The sequence below is a fragment of the Paenibacillus sp. cl6col genome, from assembly GCF_900102125.1.
Lineage (GTDB): Bacteria > Bacillota > Bacilli > Paenibacillales > Paenibacillaceae > Paenibacillus_B > Paenibacillus_B suaedae.
This window is the reverse complement of the sequence record NZ_FNAZ01000009.1, coordinates 123,410-141,448: the sequence shown is the minus strand read 5'-3', so window position 1 is coordinate 141,448 and position 18,039 is coordinate 123,410. Positions and strand designations below refer to the sequence as shown.

General features: G+C 47.0%; 14 protein-coding genes. 3 read left to right on the top strand and 11 right to left on the bottom strand.

Annotated features, from left to right (window positions below; genetic code table 11):
• Positions 1-128: 128 nt before the first annotated feature.
• The 4 genes from BLS15_RS21860 to BLS15_RS21845 all read right to left on the bottom strand — a co-directional run bounded on the left by BLS15_RS21860 (position 129) and on the right by BLS15_RS21845 (position 5,025).
• Positions 129-659 (bottom strand): GNAT family N-acetyltransferase, encoded by a 531-nt coding sequence (locus BLS15_RS21860; protein ID WP_021253661.1) that lies wholly within the window; start codon positions 657-659, stop codon positions 129-131.
• Between the two features lie 166 nt (positions 660-825).
• A complete protein-coding gene (brnQ, locus tag BLS15_RS21855) occupies positions 826-2,178 on the bottom strand; it encodes a branched-chain amino acid transport system II carrier protein (protein WP_090513729.1) in 1,353 nt (450 codons plus the stop codon).
• Positions 2,179-2,283: 105 nt separating this feature from the next.
• Complete coding sequence (locus BLS15_RS21850; RefSeq protein ID WP_021253663.1) at positions 2,284-3,633, bottom strand: TldD/PmbA family protein; 1,350 nt, start codon at positions 3,631-3,633, stop codon at positions 2,284-2,286.
• A gap of 3 nt (positions 3,634-3,636) precedes the next feature.
• A complete protein-coding gene (locus tag BLS15_RS21845; RefSeq protein WP_028531487.1) occupies positions 3,637-5,025 on the bottom strand; it encodes a TldD/PmbA family protein in 1,389 nt (462 codons plus the stop codon).
• A gap of 410 nt (positions 5,026-5,435) precedes the next feature.
• Between BLS15_RS21845 and BLS15_RS21840 the strand changes: the two genes are divergently transcribed.
• The 3 genes from BLS15_RS21840 (at position 5,436) to BLS15_RS21830 (ending at position 9,762) form a co-directional block, all read left to right on the top strand.
• Positions 5,436-7,526 (top strand): serine hydrolase domain-containing protein, encoded by a 2,091-nt coding sequence (locus BLS15_RS21840; RefSeq protein ID WP_021253665.1) that lies wholly within the window; start codon positions 5,436-5,438, stop codon positions 7,524-7,526.
• Between the two features lie 126 nt (positions 7,527-7,652).
• Positions 7,653-8,342, top strand: a complete 690-nt coding sequence (locus tag BLS15_RS21835; RefSeq protein ID WP_021253666.1) for a response regulator transcription factor — start codon at positions 7,653-7,655, stop codon at positions 8,340-8,342.
• Positions 8,343-8,358: 16 nt separating this feature from the next.
• A complete protein-coding gene (locus BLS15_RS21830) occupies positions 8,359-9,762 on the top strand; it encodes a sensor histidine kinase (protein ID WP_021253667.1) in 1,404 nt (467 codons plus the stop codon).
• Positions 9,763-9,820: 58 nt separating this feature from the next.
• Here BLS15_RS21830 and BLS15_RS21825 read toward each other — a convergent pair whose 3' ends face one another.
• The 7 genes from BLS15_RS21825 to aspA form a co-directional block, all read right to left on the bottom strand.
• The gene (locus BLS15_RS21825) at positions 9,821-10,300 is read right to left on the bottom strand and encodes a C40 family peptidase (RefSeq protein WP_227774794.1); all 480 of its coding nucleotides are present in this window, start codon (positions 10,298-10,300) and stop codon (positions 9,821-9,823) included.
• Between the two features lie 390 nt (positions 10,301-10,690).
• Positions 10,691-11,836, bottom strand: coding sequence for an AI-2E family transporter (locus BLS15_RS21820; RefSeq protein WP_028531490.1), 1,146 nt, complete (start codon positions 11,834-11,836; stop codon positions 10,691-10,693).
• A gap of 3 nt (positions 11,837-11,839) precedes the next feature.
• The gene (locus BLS15_RS21815; protein WP_028531491.1) at positions 11,840-12,418 is read right to left on the bottom strand and encodes a hypothetical protein; all 579 of its coding nucleotides are present in this window, start codon (positions 12,416-12,418) and stop codon (positions 11,840-11,842) included.
• A gap of 53 nt (positions 12,419-12,471) precedes the next feature.
• Positions 12,472-12,729: a hypothetical protein gene (locus BLS15_RS28725; RefSeq protein WP_139170708.1), complete on the bottom strand. Its 258-nt coding sequence runs from the start codon at positions 12,727-12,729 to the stop codon at positions 12,472-12,474.
• Positions 12,669-15,857, bottom strand: a complete 3,189-nt coding sequence (locus BLS15_RS21810) for a bifunctional cytochrome P450/NADPH--P450 reductase (RefSeq protein WP_090513726.1) — start codon at positions 15,855-15,857, stop codon at positions 12,669-12,671. Before BLS15_RS21810 ends, BLS15_RS28725 begins: the two co-directional genes overlap by 61 nt.
• 180 nt (positions 15,858-16,037) lie before the next feature.
• A complete protein-coding gene (locus tag BLS15_RS21805) occupies positions 16,038-16,256 on the bottom strand; it encodes a cold-inducible protein YdjO-related protein (protein WP_021253672.1) in 219 nt (72 codons plus the stop codon).
• 157 nt (positions 16,257-16,413) lie between these two features.
• Positions 16,414-17,832 (bottom strand): aspartate ammonia-lyase, encoded by a 1,419-nt coding sequence (gene aspA, locus BLS15_RS21800; protein ID WP_090513790.1) that lies wholly within the window; start codon positions 17,830-17,832, stop codon positions 16,414-16,416.
• Positions 17,833-18,039 lie beyond the last annotated feature (207 nt).

Here is an 18,039-nt window from a genome sequence, read left to right as displayed (position 1 = left end):
CTTACGAACACATTTATTAGAGCGAATCGAAAACACATGCTTCAACACAAAGGCACTATTTCAGCGCAACAAAAAAAGCCTTCCTTATGAGAAGGAGGCTTCACCTAGCCGTTATGTATCCCTTGCAACTAACGCGAGAACTTATAATACCAAATAATCGCTCTTTCCTTCGCAGTTGCAAAATTCGCATACATCATATTGTCTACTGCGCCAATGACAAAGCCATACTTGGCATATAAGCGACACGCTTGAATGTTCACATCCTGTGTCTCAAGCATAAGACCCGCACAGTTATTTTGCATCGCCCATTCCACAGCCGTCTTCAATAATGCAGTTCCAATTCCCTTATGCCTCCAAGCTGCTGCAACTTGAATATGTTCAATGAGCGCAAATCCATTCCAGTTTGAACAAATTTTCATTTGTCCGACGCAGCTGTCCTCCCCGTAATAGAAGAACACTGCCTTATCTTCGTCCTCTATATAACAGTTATCAAATTCTTCCTCTTCATATTGCTTGAAATACGGCTCATCAAATCGTTCTTCTGTATAAGACCATGTGTCATTTTTATAGGTGGGAACAATCCGACCAATCACAGTAAATCCGTCGTCGTTTGGCTTATTGTAATCATCCCTATTCGAATGTGTCATTTTCACGATCATCGTATCTTGATCCCCTTTCTTACATACTGCCTAAGCAAATGCTCGACAACATATCCTGATTCTATTCGCTCCCCGTTCGTGTATTCCTTCTGCTAATTCATACAGCGAGATGAAAAAAAAGCTTAATCCCCTAACTAAGGAAATTAAGCTTATACTCACTCTACTATTATTCAATTGCTTCCGTTGCTTCCGTTGGCTGACTATCCTGTGATTCCTTGCGAGCAAATGCCCACAAATAGCCGATAAGTGCCCCCGCAATGGCAGGAACGACCCAGCCAAGTCCAGCCGTATACCACGGGAGATGGCTGTACAGTCTCTCCACCGCCCCCATTTCGAAATTCGCCTGCTTCAAGCCATCCGCAATGCTGATTAATGCAGTTGCGAGCAAGCTGCCAATATATACGGCTGAATGTCCATGGAACATGCGATGAAGCAACGCCAAAATGATAAGAACAATGGTAAGTGGGTAAATGGCGGACACGATTGGCGCTGAAAATGAAATAATCTGATCAAGCCCCAAATTGGTTACGGCTACACTTACGACACATAAGATTCCAATCCACTTGTTATACGAAATCCGCGGCATAATGGAATGGAAGTACTCTCCACACGCTGCCAACAGGCCGACCGAAGTCGTTAAGCAAGCAAGAAGGAATACAATCCCAAGCAGTACGGTGCCCCATTTGCCAAATAAGAATAGCACGATTGCAGTCAATATTTGACCGCCATTCGCAGCCCCTTCGATTACAGAATGGCTCGTGGATCCAAGGTACCCGATCATCATGTAAATGATGGCGAGACATACTCCTGCGATCAGCCCAGCCTTAATCGTGATGGCAGACAGCTTCTGTGTGTTCGTAACACCACGCTTGCGTATTGCCGATACGACGACACTACCAAGCAATAGAGCAGACAAGGCATCCATCGTTGAGTAACCATCTATACCACCCTTAAAAGCAGCATATTGTGCATACCCTTCTGCAGGCACACCATAGTCCCCGAGCGGATGGAATAAACTCTGAATGAAGACGATAATAATCATCACCAACAATATCGGTGTCAGTATTTTTCCGATGCGCTCGAACAGCTTCGATGGATTCAAGCACAACCAATAGCTGATGACAAAATAAATCACGGAATACGTCAATAATGACCAACCGCTTGTTCGAAGCGGCTCTGGAAGGAGTGGGATTGTTCCCATCTCAAACGCTACGCTGCCGGCACGCGGAATGACGAGAAACGGCCCTAGCGCTAAATACGTAATAAGCGTAAACACAAACCCAAATCCTGGATGGACGCGATTTGTAAGCGACTGCAAATCACCAGATTTAGCGATTGCTGCAACACCTAGAATCGGCAGTCCTACTGAGGTAATTAAGAACCCTACCATCGCCTGCCATACACTTGAACCTGCCGCATATCCCACCGCAGGTGGGAATATGAGATTACCTGCACCAAAGAATAAAGCAAATAACATTAACCCAAAAACAAACGTTTCTTTTTTTGATAGTTCAGTCATGCTGCATCTCCTGCTGTTATCTACCGACCTTATTATAGAAATTCATTATAGAAAGCGGGCTTCTTTCCTGTCAAATCCAATTCCTGTGTTGCATTTGCTTCAGATTTATGCTCCTGAGATCGTCAAGCCCTTTACCTTCAGTGATGGCGCATTACATCTGCCTGTGAATCGGATATCACTGCCTACAACCTCTATCTGCTTCAACATCTCGAACAAGTTGCCGGATACCGTGATTTGATTGACAGGACGTACGACTCTCCCCTGCTCGATAAGGAAGCCGGTGCAGGATAACGAGAATTCGCCGGATACGGCATTCGTCCCCGCGTGCAGACCTTGGAGTTGTACAATCATTACACCTCTCTCCATGCCTGCAATCATGTCCTCAAGCGCCGTCGAACCTGGAAGTACATACATATTGTGAGGCGCAATACCGATTTTACCGCGGTACCCGCCCTTAGAGGCATGACCTGTCGAGACCAAACCTGCCTTGCTTGCCGTCTTCCCATTATGCAAATAAGTGAGCAGCTTGCCTTCCTTAATCACTTCCGTACATGTGCAGGCATACCCCTCTGCATCGAACGAGCAAGCACCCAGAACGCCATTCATGAGCGGGTCATCCACAAGGGTGACATTACTTCCCGCTATCTGCTCGCCGATCTTATCCTTCAAGCCTGAGAAGCCCTTATTTACCGCCTCTGCTGAGAAGATGGACGTATAGGAACCTAGCAGCTTGCTGGCTGCATCATGGCGGAAGATGACTGGATATTGATCAGACAATATGGTATCCGCCCCCAGCTTCGACACCGCTTCCTCAACTGCCTTGTGAGCAATAGCCTCGAAGTCAATATCCTCGAAGCGTTCCATGGAGTAATCGAACCAATCGCCTGTCGTCGTCTGGCCAGATTGTGTCGCCACAACGGATAGGCTGCCAACTGCAGTGCTGTATGATGCGCTACAATTCAACCCCTCTGTATTAGCGATCATGACCTCATTCTCAGTGAGCGTAACAGAAGAGCTTCTCACTAAGGTAATCCGTTCATCGGATGCTAGCGCGATTCGCTCCATGTCAATTGCTGCATCAATGAGAAGCTGTGGTGCCGTAAGCAGCAGCTCCGCTTCATGGGTTTTGACCTGCTGATAAGTGGGTGCTCCAGGGAACAACTTGTCTATTTCGCTGCTTTCGAGTGCATGCGCATTACTTCTTGCTTCTTCTATCAGAAATGCAATGACATCCGTTTCTAATTTTTCCGAATAGGCATTGCCCATTTTGCCGTTGAATTCGCCGCGAAATGAGACGCCGCCCGTCTCCTTAATTGTAAATGCGTCGATATCTCCCTTAGAGACACGCACAGAAGTTGAACGAGTCTGTTCATAATAGACTTCCATCTTCACGCAGCCTTGTTTACGCCCTTCTTCAAATAGATGCTGTTGAAATGCTGCAATCTCCAATGCCATCGTTTATTCCCCCTTTCTTCCGCCGACCGTCATGCTAGATACACGAAGCATTGGCTGACCGCAATTGACGGGAATACTGCCGCTCAATGAGCCGCACATGCCTTGACCGTGATCTAGATTGTTGCCTACCATATCAATTTTCTGGAGAACATCGATTCCCTTGCCGATGAGCGTTGCACCTTTGACCGGTTCTTCGATCTTTCCGTTGCGCACGATGTAGCCTTCATTGACCGCAAAATTGAATTCACCTGTCGCTGTATTCACGGAGCCTCCGCCCATTGTCTTGGCATACAGGCCATACTCTGTATTGGCAATAATCTCTTCTGGTGTGGAATGACCTGCTGCAATGTACGTGTTATTCATGCGGGAGGTCGGTGCAAATTGATAGGATTGCCGGCGGCCAGATCCCGTTGACGGCATTCCCATCTTGCGGCTGCCCAGCTTATCAATCAGATAGCCCTTCAGCACCCCATTCTCGATGAGCACATTACGCTGTGTTGGCGATCCTTCATCGTCGATATTCAGCGAGCCCCAAGCATTCGGAATCGTCCCGTCATCGATCGCGGTTACAAGTGGAGACGCCACTTGTTCACCGAGCTTGTCGGCGAACACAGAAGCCTTCTTCGCAACAGCTGTCGCCTCAAGTCCATGTCCGCATGCCTCATGGAATAGGACACCACCAAAGGCATTATCGATAATAACCGGCAGCTTGCCGCTCGGCGCATAGCCGGCGCCTACCATCGTAGTCGCGATGCGGGACGCTTCTCTAGCGTACCAATCAATATCCATCGACTCGATTAACTCCAGACCCGCGTGAGCACCAGGAGCGACGTATCCTCCTTGCTTGACGCCCCCCGCTTCAGCAATTGAGTTGAAGCTCATTCTCGTGTAGGTTCTGCGATCTTCCACCAACAGTCCTTCGGAATTGGCAATGCAAATATCTTGTACCCAGTTATTCAGTGCTATCGAGGTTTGCGTAATCGCTGGGCTGTATGCCATGGATGATGCATGCGCACGTCTCATCCATTCTATCTTGCGTCCCTTTCCCACTTCATTCGGTGGAATAAGAACCGGATGATGATCAACGATGCTCGCTCGACGTAAATCAATCACAATATCTCTGGTTTGACCACGGATCGCTTGTGCAGCTGAAGCAGCTACCTTGATCAGATTATCTGCGGTGCAATCATTCGTATACGCATATACCGCGAACACCCCGTTGAATATGCGTATGCCGACGCCATAATCTCGACCGCCAAGTGCATGTTCTACGATCCCACCAATCATCCCCAAGCTAGACGTCGTCTGATCTTCCATAAATACCTCAGCAAAATCCCCGCCAGTTGCTAAAGCGGCGGTAAGCACATTCTCAATTAACGACGGATGAAGCATAAACTGTGCCCTCCTTGTAAGCTAGATTTCTTAGTTGCATATGTATGTATGTCGAAGCAGAGGATATCCCTAACGAACCATTTTCGTAACATCTCCGATGACGCGTAGCCTATTAATTCGTGTAGCTCGACAGGTAACTCGATGAATGCCTCTCTTCTATATGTAAATGATTATACTATGATTTCTATCATAACCAACTCAAACCAACAAAAAAAAGAATGGTTAACCCACATTAACTCCATCTATCTCCTTCATGCAAGTAAGAAAATTTTCAGCATGAGTCTCATATTTATTAAAAGCAGCGCAAATAGATGCTCAGCAATTGAAGTACCGTGCAAGAGTGACACAGTCTCATATGTACTCGCAAGTTCAGTCTCCATTAATCCTTATCCATATTGGAGGAGAGAAACATGCAACCACATTCTTCAGAAAGAACATCTGCCAGCCCTAATCCGAATCATCGTCGTGCTCGGAAGCTGATGATAATACTCTCACTTGCCGTGGCACTCACAACTGTCGCTCCTGCGTATGCGGCTGATTCGAGTACAGAATCTTCCCCGTCCGCAAGCACAGTAGTACGGAACACACAAGCCTCGAACCCATCAATCGTGACTAACGGCCCCTCCGATCCTAAGGAGGTTGAAGCTTTTGCTGACAAGTTATTTTCTTCACCTTCATTGAAGAAGCTTCCGGGAGCTGTCTTTATCGTCGTCAAGGATGGGCAAGTCTTATTAAGCAAAGGGTATGGCTATGCAGATGTAGAAACCAAAAAGTCCATGGATCCCGATCATACGATTCTAAGATTTGCTTCCATAACGAAGCCCTTCGCATCATTGGCCCTGCTTCAGCTCGCCGAGCAGGGTAAGATTGATCTGAAGAAAGACATCAGCGCGTACATGGGGGATGTCGCCATTCCTCGAAAAGTCGAAGGGTCATTAACAGCTGAGCATCTCATGACGCACACGACTGGTTTCGATTACCCTGAAGCTCCGGACGACATGGCAGTCAAGACGAATGCTGAGTATATTCGCAAGTATATGCCAACGGTTGTACGCAAGCCAGGCACTGTATACAGCTATGACAATTTCGCCTTTCGCCTTCAAGGCTATCTCGTTGAGCGCATAACTGGAGCTCCTTTCCATGAATATGGCATGCAGCATATTTTGCAGCCTCTTGGAATGACGAACAGCAGCTTCGTGATGACGCCTGATGCTAAGAAGGATCTAGCGACAAGCTATAAGAAGACAGGTGAAGTTCTTCCTTATTACGAGGTATCTCCCGCAGACGGCCCCGACGGGAGCCTTGTATCAACCGGTGCGGATATGGCTAAATTTATGATCGCGCTTTTAAATGGCGGTACGTACAAGGGGCAGCGAATCTTACAGCCTGAAACCGTACGCGAGATGGTAAAAATCCGTGTATCCGCTCATCCGAAAATTCCGAATACGACATACGGCTTCGAATCCTTGTTTCAAGAAGCCTATCATGGTGAAACCGTCATAAGCAAGGGTGGAAATCTTCCAGGGTTCGGCTCTTGGTTAAGTCTCTTGCCAGAACAAAATGTCGGCTTTTTGGTCGCATACAATTCCAACGAAGACTCTAGTGTAGATTATCGCAACACGGTTTTTCGTTCCTTTATGAATCACTATTATCCGGACAAACGCCCAGCCCCACCGCAAACAGAGCCCTCGCAAGAGATGAAAAGCAAGCTAGTTGGCCACTACCGTAATCTTCGGATGGGCATCCAGGTCGTTCAAATTGCTGAGCAATCTGACAAAAAATTATCCCTTATCGATCCATTCTACGGAACCCATACATTGACTCAGATCGAACCATGGCTGTTCCGTACGGATCATGGAAAGTTAGTTGGCTTCAAACAGGAAGACAATGGGGAAATTTCCTACATGGATAACAGCAACGTAGCATGGTTCGAGAAGCTCACTGTTCCTAAAGTCCTCTATTCAGATATCGACAAGAATCATCCGTATTATGGATACATTCAAGATATCATGATGAGGAGTGGAGTATCCGAACATCAAGGACAGTTCCGTCCCTCCTCTACCATTACGAGGGCTGAATTCGTCTCCATGCTCATGCAGTGCTTGCGCATGCAGCCTTCGTTGAACGCAGTCTCCTTCACCGATATGAAAGGCCACTGGGCTGCCAAAGACGTTCAAACGGCGTATGAGCTGGGGCTTATCACCGGAGCATCAGGTGAGCTCTTCCGACCTGATCAACCCATTCAACGGCAAGAAGCGGCAATGATTGCGTGGCGAATCGCCCAAGCGTTCGGATCTCCAGTGCAAGAAGCGAAACTGGTTGGTGATACTGACGTCTGGGCATTAGACGGTGTCAAGTATGCTGCCGCTATGCACAAATACGGGCCCGAAATTAAAGCTAACGCAGACGGCACTCTGAATTATGAATCCAAACGCAGCATGCTCAAGCAAGAAGCAGCTGCCTTGATCAGCACATTGCTTGCTCAGCCGATTCCGCGCTAACCACAAGATAGCTCTCGTCGAATCTCTACGTTGCGACGAGAGCTATTTCCTTTTCCAGCAGTCTAGAATGCATTCCCAACCCCAAGGTCATACTATAGGAAAACTTTGTGTAAACGTGGTGAACACATGTCAGCCCACTCCATATTACTAGTCGAAGATGAACAAAGTGTATCTCAATTCATCCAGCTTGAACTTGAGCATGAAGGGTACGAGGTACTTGTCGCTGTAGACGGGGAACAAGCATTAGAATTCTTTCAACAAGGCGAGTGGAGCCTCATCCTGCTAGACTGGATGCTGCCCAAGCTGAACGGCCTTGAAGTATGCCGGAGAATTCGGCGCGTCAGTGATGTCCCAATTATCCTCTTATCTGCTCGTGATTATGTTGGAGATATCATTGCTGGTCTCGATACAGGTGCAGATGATTATATTACGAAGCCGTTCGAGATTGAGGAGCTGCTTGCCCGCATACGCACCGCTTTACGACGCCCCAACCATGCCGCTAATCCGGAAGAGAAGGAAGTATACCAGCTCGCCGATCTCATCTTGGATGTGAAGAAAAGAGTTGTAACCCGTGCTGGGGATCGAATCGAATTAACGCAGCGTGAGTTCGAATTACTTCAATACCTAATGGAACATCTCGGTGAAGTGATTGGCCGTGAACAGCTATTGTCCTCTGTGTGGGGTTATGACTTTGTTGGTGAGACGAATGTCGTCGATGTCTATATCCGATATTTGCGCAACAAGCTGGATCGCGGCTATCAGCATAAGTTAATCCAGACCGTTCGCGGTGTCGGATATGTGCTGCGTGAACCATAAGGAATCAGAAATGATCATGTTCAAGTCACTTATCCAGCAGCTTAAGCATTCTGCCAATACGTTAATGTTCCGCTTCACGATCTGGTATGTTCTTAGCCTATTAGCTGTCATTCTGTTAATCGGGATCTCTATTATGGGTGCAGTCACCCATCTGTTGCTCCAAGACTCCAAGCAGGAACTTTTCGCCGTCGAACGCAAACTAAGGGAAAGTATTCAAGATGGCTTTCTGGAGTGGCAATCCCTTCTCGATGAACTGCTATACCCCGATCACGCGAACTATGATGTTCAAATTGTGTCCTCTGATGGACGCATATTAGCACAAACTCGCAACTGGGACGAGGCTTTCCTCGCCGAACAGAAAAATCGATTCCGATGGTTTGATACCGTGCAGTGGAACACCGATTATGGACTGTTCATCAGAGATGAAGTCATATGGAATCAAACCAATGGGCAGGTCGGTCGAATCTATATTCATGTTCAGCTCCACTCCATTGAACGCATCTTGCTCATTATTACTAAAGTACTTGTCATTACTGCACTTGCCAGCTCAACAGCAGGATCGCTGCTTATTTATCAAATAACAAGAAGGAACCTCTCCCCCCTGTTCAGCATAATGAATTCAATTGTTCAGATGAAGAATTCACCGAATTTAAGGCAGAGGGTTCATGTCCCGAAAACGCCGGTGGAGCTAACGAAATTGGCGGAGCGCTTCAATCAGTTGTTAGATGAGCATGAAGAACTGATTGAACGGGAGATGAACTTTATTACAAATGCTTCACACGAGCTCCGTACTCCGCTGACCGCGTTTCGTGGTCATGTGAAGCTGCTGAAGCGCTGGGGGAATCAAAATGCTGAGGTTCTGCAAAAATCACTGGATTCGCTAGACCTAGAGAGCCAGCGCATGCAGCGGCTTATTGTTCAGCTACTGACGTTAGCCCGTTCAGGCAAAAGCCCCTCACCGAAGGAACAAGTGAATCTTACCGACATTGTCCGAGAAGCAATAAAGCAGCTATGGAAATCCGATTCCAAAATTTCCTTGCGTTTGCATCTGAATAAGGCTGCTTATGTACATGGGGATAAGGAACAATTGCGCCAGGTTGCCATTATTCTCATTGAAAATGCCATAAGGTATACCAATGACCTGGGCTGGATCGAAGTTGCCGTCTATCAAGAGAAAGAAAATGCATGCCTTCGAGTATCGGATTCCGGAATTGGCATACCCGAAGAAGAATTAGATAAAATTTTCGATCGATTTTATCGAGTCGATAAGGCTCGCTCTCGCGTAACGGGAGGCACGGGCTTAGGGCTACCCATTGCGAAGGAGCTCGTAGAGCAGCATCATGGCACCATTCGAGTTGAGAGCACGATCGGACAGGGCAGCACATTTATTGTGTGCATACCGTACTCGCACAACGCCTGAGAACATACAACAAGCCTAAAGCAGTACATCGTATTGCTTTAGGCTTGTCCATTATAAACTATTTAATTACACGACGAACTTTCGTCAAGCGGGACTCCCACTTGCTCAAGTTGTCAATTCTTACTCCGCCCTTGCCATAAGTGTGTAAGATTTTTCCATTGCCCATATAGATTCCTACATGATGAACCGGAGAGTAGAAGAACAGGAGATCACCCTTCTTCATATTCTTTTTGCTAACTGCAACCCCAACCTTGGATTGCTGCTTCGATGTGCGTGGAAGCTTGATTCCGTGTTTGCCATATACATATTGTGTGAACGAAGAGCAGTCGAATGCTTTCGTGCTTCCCGACTTGGCACCGAATTTATATTTAACACCTAAGTATTTTTTCCCTGTTGCTATAATTTTGTCTGCCTTGGAGCTTTGCGATGTAGAAGCCGCGCTAGCTGTTTGAACAGGCATTACTGCACCTGCTGACAGTGCAAAGGACAATGTTAATGTTACGCATACAAATATTTTTCCAAACTTCTTTTTATTCAACAATATTCTCATCTCCCAGAAAAATGGATAGTGCTGATGTGCTCACCAGCGACGTTACATACCATAACACATAATTTTTATCCATTATTTTCTAGAGAAGAGCTGAAACATTGCTGTTGTTTACTTTTTTGTAATCTATTAGAGCAACATTATAAATTTCTCATCTCTCTCTTCTTGACAAATAGGTCGTTGTGATCGTCCCTCCTTTGGCAGGATAAAAAATAAATAGATTTGATACTAGATCATCAAAATTTTGCGATGCAGCAACTGCCGTTATCTCAGGATGCAGAATAAGCGATGAACACATGAAACAGCGCCATCTCATCGCATACAAACGTTGAAATGGCGCTGCATATGAATTTTATCAATTGCCCAAGCTGCAGAGTCAACTTACATCGTAAGATGATCGTCATAGAGATTAGAGCGGCGCTTGAACCAGTCAAATAAATGCGTAACAACAACCTTGAGCACTGCATACCCAGGCACAGCCAGAATAATGCCCACTACACCGAACAGGTTGCCGGCTGTCAGGATGACGAAAATGATCGTAATCGGATGAATGCGGAGTGTCTTCCCCATAATTTGTGGCGAAATGAACTTCCCTTCCACCAATTGGACAATCGTCCAGACGATGATCATTTTCAGCAGCATCATCGGTGAAGTGACAAGCGCCACGATCATCGCGGGTGTGATTGCAATTGCAGGGCCCAAATACGGTACAATACTCGTACAAGCTGCAATTACTGCTAGAATTAGTGAATATTCAAGCCCAATGATTAAATAGCCCGCATACAGTAAGATGCCGATGCAGAAGCTTACAATAATCTGACCCCGTATGTAGGAACTGATTTGATTATTCATCTCGGACATCACTTGATGGGATTGCTTGCGCAGCGTAGTCGGCAAAAATGTAAGGATATAATCAGGCAGCCGCCGGCCATCCTTCAGTAAATAGAAAAGAACGAATGGAACGATGACAAGGCCGAGAATCGTTTCGGTGACTGCACCTAGAAATCCACCGATTCCATTGAATGTGTTGTTTAAGAGCGAGGTAGCCCGCTCGGACAAGGAGCTTACGAAGTTGCTGGAATTAATATCGATGCTCTGCTGGATACGGTTGAAGAACTCACTGCCGATCATGTCGCGGAACAACGTCTCAATCTGGGTGCTAAACCCTGGAAAGTTGGCAATCAAGTCCATAACTTGCTTCTTAATGACAGGAATAACAGCAAGAACGACGACCGTAATAATGCCGATAATGAGAATATAGAGAATGAGAATGGATATGAATCGTTTGACTCTCCATTGTTCCAGAAGATCAACGATCGGATTCAGCAAGTAATAGAGCACACCTGCTAAAAGCACTGGAAACAGTACTGTCTTAATGAAAATAATGAATGGAGAAAAGATAAATGAGATTTTCGTGAAAAGTAACACGTTCAAACTAACTAACAACACAATCAACAAAAACGAGATCAATCTATGATTCAAGATGAACGTTAACATTCGGCCTGGCCTTGTTGATCGTTTCTCCATGCATTAGCTCCCCTCAGTGTTGGATGTAATCTTAATCACGAATTGCCCCTTCCCATGCGGAATGATTGTTAAATTCCAATCAAATGCTTGCGCAACCCATCGTACTTGTACATACAGTTGGCCGTCTCGGATGATTGGTCCGCGGTATGACTTCTTCAACACTCTACAGACATCCGAGTTTGGAGCACAATCCTGATCTGGTTGATAAACATGGGTGTAATCTTCGTACTCCTCCTTGCCATTCGGATGTGTGCTGACCCAATATCCACGATAGTCATTCCCCCAAACTTCGACTGTCTTGGTCTTCTGCGGTATAGCGTATACATGATAATCATATAATCCCGGTTGAAAAGCATAGGACATGTCGAGCCCCATAGAACCCGTTATTGTGGATAGTGGAACTAGGATCATCCCATGCTCATTCAATATCTCATTTTGTGGTACCGTTGCATTTCCTAGCTGAACTGCATATTTTGATTTCGCAGCAGCAGCGGTATCATCAATATTGACACTCCATCCCAGCAAAGCAAAAACAAGCAGCACACCAGCAAGAAACTTTCTTTTTATGTGATGTACAGTCAACTCCATTCCTCCTTTTTTCGCTTCTCAATTTCAATTGCACACCTACCCACATATTACCACAAATAATTAATCAGTTGAGAAAGACATTTTGAAGCATTTTCTGCATTAAAAAAGCAATGACATGCAACGACAACATCGTCGTTTTCTCTGTCATTGCTAGTTGTTTCTTTCCTCTGCGCAAATTCCCAACCATCCGATGAAATGGTGTATATCCAGACGACCATAGATGGTGCAGCCTTATGGTCTGATGCTACAAACCAGACCACACATCCTTTGCGAATTTCCCTTCCGCTTGCAAACGTTCCAGCCAATGCTTCGCCTCCTCCTCATGAACACGATGCACGTTCTGAAAAGCTTGCCGCACAGCAGCTTCCACATCAGGCGCCATTTTGCTTCCATCTCCGCAGATATATAAGTGGGCTCCCTTATCCAGTAATTCTACGATTTGTTCCGCATGCTGAGCTATAATGTGCTGGACATACGTTTTAGCCTCACCTTCTTTACGCGAGAAGGCGGTATGCACGGTCACAATTCCATCCTGCACGAATCTCTCCAGTTCCTCACGATATAAGTAATCTGCTTCATTCCGGCAGCCGTAATAGAGGATCGCTTGTCCAAGCGATTTTCCTTCTTGCTGCAGCGCCTGTCTAGCCTGCAAAAAGCCGCGGAAAGGTGCCACCCCGGTTCCAGGTCCAACCATGATGATCGGCGTTGCAGGATCGGCAGGGGGCTGGAATTTGGATTCAGGTGTCCGTACGAACATTAGAATCGAGTCGCCGGCTTCACGCGAAGCCAAATAATTGGAGGCAACTCCACGATATTCTCCCATGCCGCTCCAAGCCGGGCCGAGGACGACCCCGACCGTGATGCTCGCCTGCTTCTCCTGAATGTGAGGTGAACTGGAAATGGAATAGTATCGAGCCTTGAGCGGAGGCAGCAGTTCTAAAAAACGCTCGAACGGCATCTCGCAAGCTTCGTATTTCTCAAGCAAATCAAGCATGGAAACCCGTTTGCGCAGCACTTCAGCTACATACTTATCGTCGTCTAGAAGCGATTCCAACTCACGTCTATGAGGCGGGCATGCTGTATAAGACGCCAATTCACGAAGCTGAGCCCGGGTCGCAGCTTCCTGCAATTCTACACTATGACTAAACAAATCGGACAGGCTAACCGGTTGGCCTGTAGGCAGATGAGCCGCACTGCGTCCGCTTGCATTAACGATCAGATGATCGCTGCCGTTCAGCGCGAATCTTTGCAGCACGCGATTCACCTGAGAAGTATGATTGCGCGGCAGCACTCCCAAATGATCGCCTTCCTCATAGGTGACTCCATCAGGGAGTGCGATCTCGATATGACGGGTACTGCGCCCGCTTCCTGCCTGCTGTAACTCACGATTGCTTACAACCTCGGCATGAACCGCTTCATACGAATTGGCAAGCCTGCTGCCTGCATAATCCTTTACGAATTCCACGGTAAGCGTGCTGCGAACGGCTTCAGATTGCTTGCTCAGCTGTAATCCTAGCGCATTCATCATATCTGGCCACAGCTTGGAACGCCAGCTCTCGACATTCAGCTCAAAGTCGCCGCTCGCATCCCCTTCGCCCCGAATCATCAGCCGTTCAGCACCCTTTTTCTGCATCTGCTCGTCAACGAATCGCGGTACATCTTGATAGGTGCTGGCCCAGTTATGATCCCCACATCCAAATACGGAATAGCGGACACCTTCCAGCTCGCCATCGTCAATCTGCTCGAGCCACTCCACGAATGCCTGTGCATTGCTTGGCGGCCTGCCGTTGTAGGAAGAGGTTACAATGAGGAGGGCCCCCGTCTTCGGGAGCTTGCCTACATAGTCATTTAGTGGAGCGACCTCACTGCGGAATCCCTGGTAGCGTCCCTCATCCGCCAGCTCGCGGGCAATGCCCTCGGCCGTTCCGAGATTGGAGCCGTATAGGACGAGCAGCGGAGTGTCGTGGGCTTCGGCCAATGGAGCCTGTTGTTGAGCACTTTCATGCGATTCTGATTCGCCACCCAGCCCTCCTTTTGCAGACAAAGTCCCTGCCCCCAGTTGTTTCCGCAGCCGAATGCGAATCCGAAAATCGTCAGGCTTCAGCGTCAGTGCTTCCTTCACCTTCAGCTGATAGTTGGTATGATCGATTATCTCAAAATGCTTGAGCACCATGCCCAAAACGAGCGCAGCCTCTTGCAGCGCGAACTGCTGCCCGATACACGCGCGTTGACCATTGCCGAACGGCTTGTAGGCATGATGAGGAATTTGGCTCGGGTCTTCAAAGCGTTCGGGTCGGAATTGCTCTGCATCCTCACCCCATACAGCACGGTCTCGATGAAGCCTCGGTACAAGGACATTCACACTCTCGCCCTTTGCAAGCGGGTATTTGCCAGCCAGCAGTGTATCCTCCTTCGCGAATAGTGAGAAAGCCGGGGCGGTCGGCCATAAGCGAAGTGATTCATTAAGTATCATCCGTATGTATGGCAATTGTCTCACTTGTGCATACGTCGGAACAGGATCCGTCAACACACGATCCACTTCCTTGTAAGCCTTCTGCAAGCATTCGGGATGCTTCAGTAAGTAATAGATTGCGAACGACAGCAGGCCGCTTGTCGTCTCGTGACCCGCGATTAGAAACGTAATAATCTGGTATCGGATATTCTCGTCATCTAATGACTCCCCGGTTGCTGGATCTTTTCCGTTAAGCATATGGCTCAACAAATCCTGACCAGCTTCATCCGGCTGCTCCTTCCGCTCCGCAATGATTTTGTCTACGAGCGAGTACATAAACTGGATGTCATGCCGATACTGCCGCTTCGTGACTACCATGAGCTTATCTTGAATATTGAGGCGCTGAAGCTGATGCATTGCTTCGCTTAACGCGCGAACCATGCTTGTAATAAACGGATGGGGCTGATCGCGATAGAAGCTGTTGAATCGATAATTGAATCCACAGAGACCAATCGTATCGAGTGTCAGACGGGTCATGTCTTCAGGCACATCGATACTTTCATCCGGATTCAGCCTCGACCATTTTTGGATAAGCTGCACCGCAATATCAACCATCATCTCATGGTAACCGCGCATAGCCGATTGGCTAAAGCTCGGCAGCAATATATTGTGCGCCTTCCGCCAGTTCGGCTCTTCTGTTTCGCTTGTGAACAGTCCGTCGCCGGTAAATGCCCGCACACTGCGCAAGGGCGCCCATACGTTTTTATCGAAGCGCGATTCGTCGCACGCATCCTTTACCAACTCATGACCAGAGATAAAAATTTCGCTCCTCCCCGGCAAATCAATGCGAAATATAGGGCCATACTCCTCAGCCAACTGTACCATGGATTGAACTGGAGCTTCTAAGTTCAGCTGCGGCAAATTTCCCAGCAGACCAAATGTCTTCGGCTGAGGAATATGGGATGAATTTGATTCTGACATTGCGGTATCTACTCCTTACTAATAGACATATCAAAGCGTATATCCTTTCAGTCTATTATTTGCAATATCGCATCACTTCATCCCAATAGCAAAAGAGCCACTGCAAAACAATAACGGTTCCCCGAAATTATCTTCACAGAGGCTCTTTTACCTAGAGGCTATAAGTGCAGCTTCGCTTACTTACCACAGCTCTTCTTTCTTTTTCTTAGGCTGACGCTTTATTTTATTCTGAACAGCAGGCAAATGCTTCATGCTTCGAATCATTGGTCCTTTGCAGAGTGGACAAGATTGCTCACCAGAAGCAAACTCGTCTCTTACCCATGCTTTGCATTCCGGATTTCTGCATTTCAGAATTTTTGTGATAATCAATTTCGGTTTGTCGTCTTGACTCGTTGTCACTTTCCAGTACATCCCTTTCCAATCAGCATTCATTTACCATTAGGCCGATAAAATATATCATTACTTAGCGTCACCTGTCAAAGCAAAATGTATGCTGATCCGACTATAGAAAAGAGACATCTCACGTGAGATGTCTCTAACATTCTTCAATATACAATTATTCCCGTTCGAACAAGGCAGCACCAGCAATTCCTGGCTTCGTCATTTCATGTGCATCCAGAATCGTATCCAGCTCTTCTTCCGTCAATACATTGTAGAGCAGGCACAACTCTCGAACGGACTTGCCGTTCTCCGTCGCTTCCCGTGCAATACGGGCTGACACTTCATAACCAAGGTGAGGGCTCAGCGCAGTGATAATGCCGACACTGTTCTCCACTAACTCGCGGCAGTGGTCTTCGTTTGCTTCAATTCCTTCAAGACAGTGCGTCCGGAATACGGTGAACACATTTTGCATCATGCTCAGCGATTGCAGCAGGTTGAATACAAGTACTGGCTCCATGACGTTCAATTCAAGCTGACCCGCTTCCGAGGCAAGACAGATCGTATGATCGTTGCCAATCACTTGGAAAGCTACTTGATTGACAATTTCGCACATAACCGGATTCACCTTGCCCGGCATAATGGATGAACCTGGCTGGCGTGCTGGCAGTCGAATTTCACCAAACCCAGCTCGTGGACCTGAAGCAAGCAAACGCAGGTCATTGGCCATCTTAGACATATTCATCATACATACCTTGAGCGCAGCAGATACTTCCGTATACGCATCCGTATTCTGCGTTGCATCAACAAGATGCTCCGCATGCACGAGCGGCAATTGACTGATATCAGCAAGCAGCTCAACAACACGCTGAATGTATCGCGGATCTGCATTCAAGCCAGTTCCTACAGCCGTTGCGCCCATATTCACTTCATATAAATGCTGCTTCGATTGCTCAATACGGTGCATATCTCTCGCGAGAACACGACTGTATGCTTCGAAGGACTGTCCCAAGCGAATCGGAACTGCATCCTGAAGATGTGTGCGCCCCATCTTAATGACATGATCGAATTGCTTCGCCTTGCTGCAGAATGCGCTGTGAAGCTCCTTCATAACAATGAGCAGCTTATCTACGAGCGTTAAGACAGAAATATGAATTGCAGTAGGAAATGCATCGTTCGTCGATTGCGAACGATTGACGTGATTGTTCGGGCTTAGGCTTGCATAGTCGCCCTTCGCTTTGCCAAGCAATTCAAGCGCTCGGTTCGCAATAACTTCGTTCGCATTCATATTCATCGACGTGCCTGCCCCGCCTTGAATCGGGTCAACGATGAATTGATCATGCCACTGACCGCCAATAATCTCATCAGCGGCTTGTACGATTGCATTGCAAGTGTCTGTTTGAAGCTGCTTCACCTCCATGTTGGCTAGGGCAGCAGCCTTCTTGACGATAGCCAAGCCACGAATCAATTCTTTGTTCATCCGCGTGCCCGATATTGGAAAATTCTCTACGGCACGAAGTGTTTGAATGCCATAGTAGGCTTCGGCTGGTACTTCTTTTTCCCCTAAAAAGTCTTTTTCGATACGAGTCGGGTTCATAATCATTGGATTCCCTTTCCTTCTCTCATGAGTAGTAGGTTCATGTATAAGACAGAAAAAGCAACGCTCGCTTTGATTGTAATACTGTTTCACTAAATGTTCAATTTCTCATTTGGAAAATCATTATATTTAATTTTTTTATTATTCGCTATATAATAGATTAGCAAACATATGTTTGTATGTATGTGTACCATGTGCACGTATAGA